The following is a 13,060-nucleotide window of genomic DNA, read 5'->3' on the forward strand; positions in this document are numbered from 1 at the left end:
TCCGTGCAAGAAAGGAGGACAGACTCTTAACCGTGCTGTGCTATCCAGGGTTACTTGGGCTTACCTCCTGGAGATTTAAAGAAGCAGAACCATTTAGTTTCACCCCGATCCTTGTGGGTGACCGTGCCAAACAAAGGCTTGGTATGGAAAAGCTTGAGAACATCTTCAAATTTTGCTTCCCTGTCGCAGAATTTAAAGATTAACGTGCCATTATCGTCCAGAACGCGCCACAGTTCGTTGAATCCGCGCTTCAGGTCATCTCTCCAGGTATCAGCATGGAGCGCGCCGTATTTCCGGATTACGTTCCCGGAAAGGCCAGTCATACCATTCTCCCTCAACATGTGCGGAGGATCCCAAACTATCAACTTGAAAGACTTATCGGCAAATGGTAGATCCCTGTAATCCAGTTGCATGTCCGGTTGGATCTTGAAATGTGGGCGTTCCGGGGCATATACTGCATCTTCTTTCCGAATGTCTATGTACAACGTGTCCGGATGATGCTTGTCAAGCCAGAAGAACTTGCCTCCGCAGCAGGCATCGAGAATGAGCTTGTCTGGAATAAGTGTTTTATCCATCGGAAGCCTCCCGGTCCCTGATATTTACCAACATGCAGACATGGCCTGTTGCAACCTTCATATCATCCTTCAATACGTCAAGGTCAAGCTTGTTCTTGACTGGTATCGTGATTGTTACCGTTACGATTGAGGATTCTTGAGTTATTCCAGTAGAATAATCCAATTTCGGATGCTCTGTTAAAGATTGTGGTTCCCGATCCTTCTCAGTTACAATCAGATTATCATCCTCAAACAATGATTTCTGCTTGATTTCGCTCATTTCCTAATCGACCTCCATAATGCTTTTCCGTTTTCGCTGCCAGTCTGGAAAACAATGCCGTCTCTGCGGAGGTTCTCCCAATAGGCATCTACCTTCTTTTCAGGCATTCCGTCAGACTTGGCTTCATCTAAGAACTTGTCATATGTGAATGGTCCAAGCAATGACAATTCTTCAATTATGCTGACCATGTTGTGCATGATTGTTCTCTGGTCCATGGATTCGGCCCCTGAAAACCGATCTATATCGTAGATCCCTGAGTTATGGTTACGAGCCATCCTGTCCAGGAAATCCTTCATGACATCTATTGCGTAGTCTACATCATCAATGGTGACGGTATCGGACATTCTCGCCCTTGCAGAGGATTCGGATAGCCTGATCAACCCTTCAAGCTGCCTTGCTGTTATCGGCACAGAGGCTCTACTTTGGTTGTCTCGCATTTTCCTGACTGAAACATAATACAATTCCAGTTGGTCCATGGCTTCTTGGGTCATTATCGGAATGATTTTCTTGGCAAGGAACACATATTTCCGCATTACACTGGCGTTTATGACTGGTTTTACTGCGAGTAGTGCGTCCTGAATGCCCTGGTCCATGGCAATTTCAATATCATTGTCCATTCTCTTCTTGACACTGCCTGCCAGATGCGATTGGAGAATGTGATGCGCTATTTTCTGGTCTTTGACCTTTTCAGGAACATCAGTAATTGGGAAGATTAGGTCGAATCTGCTTATCAAAGTCGGTTCCAGTTCAATTTGAGGGTACAATTCTTCGTCAATATCAAACCTGCCATGCTTGGGATTCGCACCTGCCAGCAACGAACATCTAGAGTTTAATGTCGCGTGAATGGTGGCTTTGTTTACCGAAATAGTCTGACTTTCAAGGGCTTCGTGCATCGTGGACCTGTCCTCTGGACTCATCTTATCCAGTTCATCGACACAAGCCATGCCATTGTCTGCTAGAACCAATGCCCCGGCTTCCAGGGTCCATCTGCCCTCCCCAAAATCATCTCTCGTTGCTGAGGCAGTTAGGCCCACTCCTGATGATGATTTACCACTTGCATACACGCCTCTGGGAACAAGTGTCGCTACATATCTCAATAATTGAGTTTTGGCTGTTGCAGGATCACCGATTAGCAGGCAGTGAGAATCCCCCCTTATCCTAGTCCCGTCCGGCTGGAGCTTGGACACCCCACCGAACAGTAATAGCATGATGGCACGTTTCACATGCTCATAACCGTATATGCTCGGGGCAATGCTTTCAACCAGTTTCGCTCGGACATCTGGCGAATTTCTCAAATCGTCTATGATTTCCTGCTCTTCTTTCGAGATTTCGATTACATCAGTATCAATATTCTTTATATCAATGTAATTAACTTCAATATAAATATCCTCGGCAGTCATCTTGTGTTTGCCCTGCATTTTCTGCAATGCCCTCAATGTACCAGTGATAGTAACCCGGTCTCCGGCATTGATGTACCCGCAGATATCATCAACCATCTGGCATACAATTGTCTGAGGCTGTGACCCGCCTTTCAATCCTTCGGGAGATTCCTGGACTTCAATTTTTTGACTGTCAATCCTGACGGTCCCTTTCTCATAGATCTCAAACCGGGTAGAACTCTCAAACCTGCCGCAACCTCCACCACCCTGTTCATCCTTTGAACATTCTAATGGGCCATACAGTATTGGCTTGGCCTGGTTGATTTCTGTGATATGTCCACAGCGCATACATTTGAATGACCCTATCAAGATTGTAGGCCGGACTTCCGTGACACGTTTGGCTATTCCCTCGATTGTAATCAAGGTATTCAGCATATTCGACCTTATTTCACGGATTTTGCATGTGATCGGGGCATTCGTCACCCTGAAATGGACTCGCATACCAGTTATTACCGCATCATCTATACCAAAACGGTGACTGTCGATGACCTCTTTTATTGCATCCTCCGCCCCTTTGAAAAATTCTTCAGGATCTTCAGTTAATATTACCGGTAAGTCACTGGAAGCATTCTCAAGGTCTTTGAACTCAACATTTATAGATTTCTTCTCTGGGTACTGGTCACCGATGGACAGAGCAACTGGAGTATATTTATTGTCCTCGATAACACTCACAATTTGGGCAATAAGTGTTGCATTTTGATTTTGTTTTTTCATCATCACACCTGCCTGGTCAATGTTTTCAGTACCAATTGATGAAGTTCAGGCTTTATCATTTGTTTCATTTCTTTCAATGTGATTCCTGCACGGTAGGCACGGATGCATAGTCTCTTGGCTTTCTCCAGATCTACCTCATCCTTTGCCTGGTCAATAAGTTTCAGAGCGATTTCGCGCTTATCGTTTTCTTTCTCAGCCACAATTTCCTCTACCTTCTCCTTCTGAACACTCAGTTTTTGTTTCCTAGCCTTGATTTCTTCCAGTTTCATCTGATAATGATTTTCCTTGATGGTCAGTGTTTGTTCGTCCTCGCTCATTTCTTTATCAATGAGGCCGCGTACCCATCCAGAAACATAGCCCTTGCCAAACTTCTTTCGTAACAGGTTAATGTATTCCTGCTCTTCATCCGTCAATTCAACTCTAAGGAAATTCTCGGGAGGACTCATCTAGATTCCCTCCGTTCCGTCCGTTCCGTCATGATTACAAGATTACGCTTCCCAACAACAACAATTTGTCCATACTGATCCCGGACATGTAATGTGAATTCTCCCTCTTCTGTAAGAAGGCCATAAATGACTTTCGTCTTTTCATTACCTGCATGGTCCTTCTCAGTGCATACAATTTTAACTTGTTTGCCTACTAGCGATGTAGAGTCGTCTGTGGTTCCCATTCTTCCACCCGTATCGTAACGTATCTCCCGGCAAGTGCCGGTATTCGAAGGCTATTGACTGTTGATTATTTATTATTTTTCATGGAGTTTAGCCTTTTGCTTCTCCACTGCCTTCAATTCTAGTTCTAGCTTGCGTTCCTGAGCCTCAAGGTATCCTGGTTGAGACTCTAGTTCTCTAGTTAGCATGTCCCGAACCGCATCCTTCAGGAAACTCTTCGGAAGATGCTCTATGAACGTTCCATGCTCAGCAGTAAGTGAGATAGATACTACCTGTGCTCCTTTGTCCGCATTGACGATTTTATCCCACACATCTTTGGTCTGTTTTATTACTTGCATACCGGAGGATATATCGCACGGATTATTAAATACTTTTCATAAAATGATGTGCTATTCGTTTTTTATAAAAGTTTTGCAGGTAAAATTTGAACGTAGTTCAAATTCTAATTGTTTCAAATCCCCGTTTTTTATTAATTGATGTGCTATTTGATGTGCTATTCGCGCTATTAAAATATTTTAATAAGGGAATGTGCTATTCGTTTTTGATAGGTAAATTTTGGGTTTAATAAGATGATGTGCTATTCGAAATTAATAAAAAACACCTATAAAGATGATATCTAAAATTTTAATCATAGATTAAAATTCACGTTTTTCAGGATTGCGAAAATGTATAGCAAAATCGATGATAGATAGATAGATAGATAAATACCTTAATAATAATGAATAGCATATTAATGTGCTATTCGGATTTAGTAGGACTCTCCTGGTGAATTTCCGCAATTGATATATAAACTTTGCGTACTTTTCAATGTTTTCAAAAATTAATAATTAACTGATTTGCATGACTAGCATATCGATGCATTTTCGGGACTTATTGCTTCCGGAATTCTTGTCAAGATCCAATAATTGCTCAGACCTTCGCATGTAAATCTCTGTCGACTGTGAATTTTTAAATAACTTCCGCAATGCCGGAATCAAATGTCTAGGAATTATTGGATATGGTCTTTTGAATTGTTTGTAATCAACTTCTTTCCAACCATCAACTTCGGTCAGCTCTCCCTTAAGCATAATAAATTTCTTGCAGGGTGCCATAATCTGTCGACCGATCCTGTATGTTGTGCGGCAATTGCTACATTCCCCATGCTCAGGATTGTTTACTTTCATTAATGTCAATTGCTTTCCGCAGATAATACATTGTTCAGCATTCGTAATAACATCCCATTCCTATGATTGTGCATTCAAAGTATAAGATAAAAGAGAATAAATAATTATGCTAATACAATATGAACGCAAATATTTAAATAGCATTCATTTATTACATGTTGCTTGAGGGATATTGGGATGCCTCGCATAAAAATATTTGATAAACGGTCTACATGCACTTTCCGCACAACCAAAAAGGATCAAGAGAATCTTGCTAAAGCGATTGAGTATTTTGAAACTAAATCGGGTAAGAATATTTCTAAAAACGTAGCAATCAATTCATCGCTAGAGTTTATCGCAGGATTGCAGGATACAGCAACTAGGCAATCGCATCACAGTAAGAACCCAACTAGAGGCGAATCGAAGCGAAACGGAAGCGTAGACAGTACGGAACCACTGGTGAAGCGAAAAAATGGAAACGAATCAGGAAACGAATGCACCGAAGCGAATAACCTCGGAATGAACCAAACTGATAGGGGGTAAAGAATATGGGATTTTGGGATAAAAAGAAACCTAAAAAGGGGGCTGAAACATCCTCTCAAACAACACCGGAAACGCAGCAACAATTACCACAGGTTCAATTACCTGTTCCAACGCAGGAACCCCCTAAAATAAATCCACCAACAACAGTTTCACGGCCCATGCCTACAGACAATACAGAGTTGGCGAGGCATCTGATAGGTGTGCGAGATAAAAGATTGCAAGACCAAAGGAAGGAGGAACGAAAAATGCCAGAAAAAGAGCCAATCGATGACGAGACAGCAGATGATGAATCTGAAAACGATCAGGGTGACGAGGACCAAGAGAACTATGATCCAGAGGATGATGAAATTGATGAAGCTTTCCTTTTGGAGAATGATGACCTTCGTCGAATAGTGCATGAAGGATTAGATAAAGGTCAATCTCTTCCGCAGATTCACAAGGAATGGGCGGAATACTCATTTAGAGGAGTAAAAGATGGGGACATAAAACCACTCACAATACAAGCGGTTACAAGTCACAAAAGATCTTGGAATTCAAAGTCAGTCGATAACTCAAATGCAGATGTACCCGAAGCCCCGGCCCCAGTACCCAAACGTGTACCAAAAGTAGTTATTCCTCAACTCACAGATCCAATTGACATCATGTTTCAGAATGCAATGGATGGATTTACCAAGAAATCTCAAAAAGAATCCAATCTCCATGAATATATTGCGGAATTCAAAGACGCTCGTGATGAAGGGGATGTTCACATCGCCCAGCTCATGCTTATTGCGATAAAGAAGGAACTGGATAGAATGGACAATGCAAAAACCAATCCAGAACCCGTTGTGGCAAAGCCAGAGAAGAATCCATACGAGGACACTATGCAGGATTTATTCAAAACCGTTGTAACAAATGCGATAAATCCCAAAAGCAAGAAAGACCCATTGGATGATGCCCTAAGCATTGTGGACCGGATAGATAAGATTCGGGGTGGAAATAACAATGGAATGCCAACTCCAGACGATCCGGACAGTTGGATGTGGTACACAATGGGCCAGGTAATTCCCCAAAGTGTAGACAAAATCACAGATGCAATAGGGTCATATGCTGGACATGGGTCATTGAGGGACAATAAACCTATGAACCAGAACCCCAACCAACAGCAGCAACAGCAACAGCAGATAGGCTTCAGGTGCGATGCTTGCAAGGCCACAGTACCCTTGGATTCTCCGGCATGTCAAAAATGCGGAAACAGATTCCCACCTGAAATGTGGAGACAAGCCAAGGCCCAGATGGGCATTCCAGATCAGCATTACATGAATCAGCAGCCAGCACAGCCACAACAACAGCCTCAAAGAATCCAACAGGCACCCCAAAGACCACAATACCCTGCATACCAAGAGCAACCACGACCGCCTGCACAACCGGCACAGCAAATAGAACCCGAAGAGGAAGAGATCCCAGAAGAGCCCATGTATGAGGACTTAGAAACAGAGGATGAGCCATATGACCCTGAAGTACATGGCGTATTCTGCTCATATTGTGGGGGGCATCTTGATAATGAAGGGTTCTGCCCAAGGTGTACTACTGAGGAAGACATTGATGTTCCAGAACAAATTGACCAGGGATTTATACAACCACAACCGTCGCCTCCGGTTGGAGACCAAGTAAAAGAAAAGGGACCGGGAGAAATCATACACAAATCAGAAGGGATGGGATTAACAGCACAATCGTTACCAGAACTTCCACCGGAGGCAATCAACATGTTTAACCAACTGCATAGGGTAGCCATGTGGGTTAAAATAGATGCAAACGCTAGACAGAACGGAGATCAAAAGAATTGCATTGACCCAGTAGATAAGGTATCTAGCCTGTACAGATTGGCAGACAGAAAGGGTAAAGACCTCGATCTCATCAAGACTCTGATGTACATCAGGAAACGTGGAATACAAAACCTAATCTATTATGTAGAAATGTATTCACACGATCCCCGGATAAAGGAAGCTCCAGAAGTCGTGAAGGTTCTAACCAGTGAAAATGGAATTAACTGGTCCAACAAAGCCCTGGATACCCTATACCAACTGGCTTCAAACGATGGAATATTGCTCACAAAAGAGGACATAGCTCGGATAGACAACGAACTGAGGTTGTTCACGGATGGCTAAACGAGCTGGCAAAAAGGTTCCATTCCTCGGGCATAAGGATACCTGCAAATGTACAAAATGCAGAGTAGCCAATCTCGAAATCGTAGTAGCCAATCTAATGACTACTGTCGAAGATGTCCTGATACCACATGCCGCACAAAACCTCAAGAAAGAGGGCAAGGGTCTGTTCTTGCGAAGTGATGGACGTTATGTGGTGGGAAAACTGCCGGAATCTCCCAAACTGAAACCGCATCCGCCTGGATGCACATGCAAACTATGCAAATCCATCAAGAAATAAGATATTCCAGTGGAATAGTGAGATATATGACACCAGAACCGATTCAACCAATCCTGCTAGAGGATGAGAATGAAGAAGATGAGGACTACGAACCTTATGATGCAGAAATAGATGGTACATTCTGCAATTTCTGCGGGAACGAACTGGACCCTGAAGGCTACTGTCCAAACTGGGAATCGGAAATACGCCCCGATCTACCTGAAGCAATGGATGAAGATGCAGAGTATGATCCTAACCTACATGGAACATTCTGTAACTACTGTGGAGGGCCATATCTCCCAGACGGTACATGCCCAGCATGTGAAGCTCCAGAACCTAAAAAAGCATCAGCATCAACAGGTCTCTTTTCCTATGGTAGCTGGAAAGTCCATGCTATTATTATTGTCATTTATGTCGCCATTACTACACCTATAACATGGTGGATATGCTTAACGTCTCCAGCACTATATGCGTTAATTGCAGCATTGACAAATACCAGTAACTTAGTGGCTCTGGGGTACTCAGTGTACATTTACTACCTAGTTGATACATCCAAACGTGAAGCCATTAAAAAGGCCCAGGAAAAGGGCATCGATGTACCTAACCTGGATGAAGCCCTTGGCATGATATATTCCAAATTCAAACAATTTGACGATTGGTTTGAGGCGAACAAGCATCAACTAAAGAAATTGGAGAGGAAAATCAGCAAAATAGACCTATCCGACATGGTTGATTCGATTGAGGAACTCACCAAAATATCAGACTCAATCAAGGAATCTGGCTTAACCAGTGCAGACATGGCAGAATTCTTTAGAGTCATGCCCAAAGCAATGGAGAGATTGAAGAAATTCATTGACGAAGAGGAAATGAAATTATCCGATATTCCGGATTCATGCCTAACAAATCCCCCAAAAAAGTAAGTAATATTTAACCCGATATGCAAAAGGATTAAATATGACCTGAGACATTTTAAGGTCTGAGGTCAACAAAATGCCCAAGAAAGTACCTACAAAAGCCGAGATTGAAGAGACACTCAAGGAAACCCAGGCTGAACTCGCAGAGACGAAAGCCCAGGTAAAAGAGTTGCAGACCAAAAAGGCACAGAAAGCCGCCGTTACGACCAAGGCCCAGGACAACAAAGCACAGGAACTGGATAAAAAGGTCTCAGAACTCCAATCTATTCTAGACGGAAAGACCGAAGAGCTGAACAGCAAAATGAAGGCCAGTGCAGATCGGGAAAAAGTCCTGATGCAGAAAAACATTCAGCTCGTCAACGAACTGAAGGTTGCGAAGCAAGTGCCTATCGCAAAACCCGAAGTCAAGCAGCCGGTAGTCGAGTCGAAACTGCTCATCCGGGATGTAAGTGGGAATGTTTACGAAGCAAAGACGATGCAGGCAGCATCGCAGATCTTCCAGGAACAATTCCTAACCATGCCGAATCGCAGGATCAAGGACATCGAATACTGGGTCAGTGAAAACGGTCAATGGATCCGCAGGACATAGAACCTGAGTCTCAAACAATCATCTTAAAAAATCCGTGCAGGAAAGGAGATAGAGAACATGTCCAGTTCACAACAGCGAAAGCGTGACGATGACGATATAGACAACATACTAGATACAATGCCCAGACCGACAGATAATAACAGATGGGGCCTAGTACCAATCATCGATTCTGAACTGGATACAGAAAATGATTCTGACTTCGAAGGGATGGGCGCGACCTCGACCCCGGCAATTACAAATCCTTTCGAATTTTCAACTGCCAAATTTCAGGACTTCCCAAAACTCGGCAGCCTCCCAAAAATGTCGGTACCCAAAATCACTGTTCCAAAAGTATTCAAATCCGATTCAGACCGTAAAAATGCATCCAAGTGGCTAACAATGACCACCGTTCTGAATCCATTGAAGGGAATGTCAGCTATTATGTCCTTATTTTGGGATAACGTAGTAGCTGGGAAAATAGAAAAAGCGATAGAGGATGCACTAGGACCGATTCCGAAGGGCATCAATGACATTATTGCACAGATTGATAAAGAAGGAAAGCAGGTCGGGGATTTCATTGGTGGAAACTTCAAAGCCCTGGACCTTAATCAACTGAAGAATATCAAGGGACTTGATTTCAACGTCAATACTGGTTTGAAAACAATAGATGAGGAATTCAAGAAGAGCATCACCGCGCTAGGATCGGGGATGTCGGACCTCACCACGCAAGCCACAAAATACCTGAACGATAGCCTTTCTTCCAAAATCAGCATGGTTCCGGTAGATGTGAACAAGTTTGTTCAAGAGCAATTCAACGTAGCCATACCTGAAATTCGCAAAATCTCACCTGAACTCCAGAATTTCACAAGAGAGGATAACATCAAGATCATGAATCAACAATTAGATTTAACCAAATCTCAGACAGCTACCCTCATTGAGGAAATGAAGGCCACGCAAAAAGAAATGATAAAGGCACTTCCAACACTGGTAGCCAATGAGACATTCAACACCCTGAAGCAAAAGGGTTTCGGAAACCTGAAAATTACTGGCCTTGATGGAAAACCAATTGCACTGCCAGTATCCATGAGTGGGGATGCAGGTTCATTGTGGGCAACCGATGTACTGGACATGAAAAAGCACATGAACCATATGAAACAAATATTTGCCAAGCAAGGTATCAGGCTATCTGATGACCAGGCGAAGACCATGCTCAACAGCATATCTTTCAAGCTTCCCGAGCAATTCACGAACGCAATCCAGACATCAAACATAAAAATACCTGCAATTCCAAAAATGACCATGCCAGCGATAACATTGCCCAGTGCGCTGAGGACATATATTCCACAAGTAAATTTCGCACTGGATATGAATGCCAACATTCAGAGGGATCCTATGACTGGATTTAACAAGAGAATAGAGCAATTGGAACGCCAGGGATGGAAACATGCAGGACAGGGACAAAAAAACCAGGTCATCAACCAAGTGCGGCAATACCGCAAGGCTGGAGCGCAGGTTATTCAACTCAATATCCCAGGCCAAAAGAATATGGTTGATGTATGGGTCTTGCCAAATAGGAGATCACCCATTGCTCAACCAGGGAGGCGTTCGGTCCCTTCAGGAACAGTAGCAGTTCCAAGGAATACAGGAACTGTCGCTATGAGTGGTGGCCTATATTCTGACTCATACAATACTGGAGACTCACTATTCAAAGATGATTCGGGACCGCATGAACCGATCTACAGGGACAAAGCCGATTTTCGAACTGGAGAATTGATTGGCGATGATTACCCATCGATGGGCGCGTCTCCAGAGGCATTTCGCAGAGCCAAACAGGTCAGGGCAGAGAACATCAAGAAGCGCAGGGAAGCGAAGAGGCAGGCAAGAATAACCAGGCAGAAACGCATCCAAGATGCTCGTTCCAATATGTCCAAGCGCAGAACAAAAACCACTGGGTTTAGCGGAGATTATCCGATGGACCTTGAATTAGGGTTTGATTATGGCATTGGCAAGAACAGAAAGCCAATGGTGTCACGGCCAAGTGTCTCACCGAGAGGTAAAAAGTCTCAAATTCATCGAGTAAGGATCAGTTCTGATTATCCGGTTGACCTGGAGGGAGATTATGGGTATCGCCCGATGGGAATTACCGCGTACCAAGCTGCCCAGGCAGCAATTGCCAAAAAGAAGGCATTCCAAGCTGCAAAAAAGCCAGCTCCAAAACCGGCAGCCAAGAAATCAACCTCAAAACCTGCGGCAAAGAAGCCAGCACCGAAACCGGCAGCCAAGAAAACCACCCCAAAGCCAGTAGCTAAGAAATCAGTCAATGCGTATCAAGCTGCCCAAGCTGAAATCGCAAGGCGTAAGGCATCCCAAGCCGCGAAAAAGCCAGCATCAAGCGCACAGGTAAGACCTCAAATTAGCCAGCAGGCACAGCAGGCGTTCAATCAAAGAGTAGCCACTGATACAGCGAAAAAGCCATCCATTTTATCAACACTATTCAAAAAGAAGCCAACTACAACATCGACATCAAGTAGGCCGGTCCAGGAATCGTCATATGCCTACATGCAAGCCGGAAAGATATGGGCTCCCGGAACCAGATCACATGGAATGCCGGATATTGACAAAGTAAATCAAAAGCCAGCCAAGAAGCCAGCCGCGAAAAAGAAATCAACATTCCCTAAAATTTCACTTCCGAAAATATCTATTCCCAAAATATCACTGCCTAAGCTCACTTCAAAGAAGAAAACAGAAAAGACCAAAGCCACCACCACAGACAAGAAAACTGACTTTTTTGACGTATTGAAAAAAGCCAGTGCAAAAAAGAAAATGGAAGAGGACAGAAAAAAGGCCAAGGAAAGAATCATAGCCAAACCAAGTAGCACAACCTCCACTTCAGATAAGGCTAGTCCTTTTACTCTGCTAAAGCAGGCGATCCAAAAGAAATCAGAAGAGAAGAGATTATCAATGGTTGCGGAACGAAAAACTAAATTGATAGATTCTGCAAATACCAAATATGCCAACGATCCTGCAAGGCTCGCACTGGAATTGAAATACATTGAATCTGGTGCCACAGCGCAACAGATCACAGACAAAGCAGAACGTCTCCGGCAAACCAAACTCCTAGCGGAACAGCGACAGCAGGGTATTCAGCAACTCAGGCCTCCGTCTCCAGTGGTCCCGGCAACAACGCCAACAACAGAACCTGCACTTACAGTCCCAGAAGCAGCCCCAGAGGAACAGCCAATCGTTCCAATTCCGGAAATGTTCCAACTTCCAGACATGTCAACGATTACTCAGACCCCAACAACATCTCTAATCCCGACATACGAGACCCCCTCAAGCTCTGCCCAATCATCATATCCCACATACCCAACGTATCAGCAACCTGAAACACCATCCTATCAACCTGAAACCACACCCACATACGAACCCTATCAACCCGCAGCAATTCCAGAACTTCCGGAAATGCCAGCATGGACAACCACAGAACAGGAACCAACTGAAGAAACCGAGCAAGAACCAGAACCCGAGCAGATTATTACACTGCCAGAGACAACGGTTCAGCAACCTTCAGTCCAACCAGTCTCAATGATTCCGCAGATTTCCTCACCATTTGATATTGGTGGATTCTTAAGCGGAATTACCGCATCATTCACAAACATATTCAATCAGATCACAGGCCAGGGACAGACTCAAGCCCAAGTACCTGAAGAGACTGTGCCAACAGAGGCAGACTATCCATATGACCTCGAAGATGATTTCGATTTTGGAAAAGGGCCAGCCAGAAGGCAAGCATCAAGGCGTAGGAGGTAAGAAATATGAAAACTCTTCCAGTTAT

At 43.9% G+C, this 13,060-nt stretch carries 11 protein-coding genes; 6 read left to right on the forward strand and 5 right to left on the reverse strand.

All coding sequences use genetic code 11. From position 1 onward, the window contains the following. Positions 1-50 precede the first annotated feature (50 nt). The 5 genes from WC407_RS13725 to WC407_RS13745 form a co-directional block, all read right to left on the reverse strand. Positions 51-575, reverse strand: a complete 525-nt coding sequence (locus WC407_RS13725; protein WP_373023247.1) for a hypothetical protein — start codon at positions 573-575, stop codon at positions 51-53. Beyond that, a complete protein-coding gene (locus tag WC407_RS13730; RefSeq protein WP_373023248.1) occupies positions 568-834 on the reverse strand; it encodes a hypothetical protein in 267 nt (88 codons plus the stop codon). Before WC407_RS13730 ends, WC407_RS13725 begins: the two co-directional genes overlap by 8 nt. Next, the gene (locus tag WC407_RS13735) at positions 831-2,987 is read right to left on the reverse strand and encodes a minichromosome maintenance protein MCM (protein ID WP_373023249.1); all 2,157 of its coding nucleotides are present in this window, start codon (positions 2,985-2,987) and stop codon (positions 831-833) included. The genes WC407_RS13730 and WC407_RS13735 overlap by 4 nt, the downstream gene beginning before the upstream one ends. Positions 2,988-2,989: 2 nt before the next feature. Next, the gene (locus WC407_RS13740; protein WP_373023250.1) at positions 2,990-3,433 is read right to left on the reverse strand and encodes a hypothetical protein; all 444 of its coding nucleotides are present in this window, start codon (positions 3,431-3,433) and stop codon (positions 2,990-2,992) included. A gap of 296 nt (positions 3,434-3,729) precedes the next feature. After that, the gene (locus WC407_RS13745) at positions 3,730-3,993 is read right to left on the reverse strand and encodes a hypothetical protein (RefSeq protein ID WP_373023251.1); all 264 of its coding nucleotides are present in this window, start codon (positions 3,991-3,993) and stop codon (positions 3,730-3,732) included. A gap of 1,002 nt (positions 3,994-4,995) precedes the next feature. Between WC407_RS13745 and WC407_RS13750 the strand changes: the two genes are divergently transcribed. From WC407_RS13750 to WC407_RS13775, 6 genes are all read left to right on the forward strand, one after another. Next, complete coding sequence (locus WC407_RS13750) at positions 4,996-5,340, forward strand: hypothetical protein (RefSeq protein WP_373023252.1); 345 nt, start codon at positions 4,996-4,998, stop codon at positions 5,338-5,340. Positions 5,341-5,345: 5 nt separating this feature from the next. Then, entirely contained in the window at positions 5,346-7,487 is a 2,142-nt protein-coding gene (locus WC407_RS13755; RefSeq protein WP_373023253.1) for a hypothetical protein, read from the forward strand. Next, positions 7,480-7,764, forward strand: a complete 285-nt coding sequence (locus WC407_RS13760) for a hypothetical protein (protein ID WP_373023254.1) — start codon at positions 7,480-7,482, stop codon at positions 7,762-7,764. Before WC407_RS13755 ends, WC407_RS13760 begins: the two co-directional genes overlap by 8 nt. Positions 7,765-7,790: 26 nt before the next feature. Beyond that, positions 7,791-8,663: a hypothetical protein gene (locus WC407_RS13765; protein WP_373023255.1), complete on the forward strand. Its 873-nt coding sequence runs from the start codon at positions 7,791-7,793 to the stop codon at positions 8,661-8,663. A gap of 70 nt (positions 8,664-8,733) precedes the next feature. Further along, positions 8,734-9,246, forward strand: a complete 513-nt coding sequence (locus WC407_RS13770; protein ID WP_373023256.1) for a hypothetical protein — start codon at positions 8,734-8,736, stop codon at positions 9,244-9,246. A 57-nt stretch (positions 9,247-9,303) separates the two neighbouring features. After that, a complete protein-coding gene (locus tag WC407_RS13775) occupies positions 9,304-13,035 on the forward strand; it encodes a hypothetical protein (protein ID WP_373023257.1) in 3,732 nt (1,243 codons plus the stop codon). Positions 13,036-13,060: the final 25 nt, after the last annotated feature.

Source organism: Sulfuricurvum sp. (assembly GCF_041651515.1).
Classification (GTDB): Bacteria; Campylobacterota; Campylobacteria; order Campylobacterales; family Sulfurimonadaceae; genus Sulfuricurvum.

Coding starts and splice junctions, on each gene's coding strand:
- WC407_RS13725 (WP_373023247.1), bottom strand. CDS start 575: ATGGATAAAACACTTATTCCAGACAAGCTCATTCTCGATGCCTGCTGC.
- WC407_RS13730 (WP_373023248.1), bottom strand. CDS start 834: ATGAGCGAAATCAAGCAGAAATCATTGTTTGAGGATGATAATCTGATT.
- WC407_RS13735 (WP_373023249.1), bottom strand. CDS start 2,987: ATGAAAAAACAAAATCAAAATGCAACACTTATTGCCCAAATTGTGAGT.
- WC407_RS13740 (WP_373023250.1), bottom strand. CDS start 3,433: ATGAGTCCTCCCGAGAATTTCCTTAGAGTTGAATTGACGGATGAAGAG.
- WC407_RS13745 (WP_373023251.1), bottom strand. CDS start 3,993: ATGCAAGTAATAAAACAGACCAAAGATGTGTGGGATAAAATCGTCAAT.
- WC407_RS13750 (WP_373023252.1), top strand. CDS start 4,996: ATGCCTCGCATAAAAATATTTGATAAACGGTCTACATGCACTTTCCGC.
- WC407_RS13755 (WP_373023253.1), top strand. CDS start 5,346: ATGGGATTTTGGGATAAAAAGAAACCTAAAAAGGGGGCTGAAACATCC.
- WC407_RS13760 (WP_373023254.1), top strand. CDS start 7,480: ATGGCTAAACGAGCTGGCAAAAAGGTTCCATTCCTCGGGCATAAGGAT.
- WC407_RS13765 (WP_373023255.1), top strand. CDS start 7,791: ATGACACCAGAACCGATTCAACCAATCCTGCTAGAGGATGAGAATGAA.
- WC407_RS13770 (WP_373023256.1), top strand. CDS start 8,734: ATGCCCAAGAAAGTACCTACAAAAGCCGAGATTGAAGAGACACTCAAG.
- WC407_RS13775 (WP_373023257.1), top strand. CDS start 9,304: ATGTCCAGTTCACAACAGCGAAAGCGTGACGATGACGATATAGACAAC.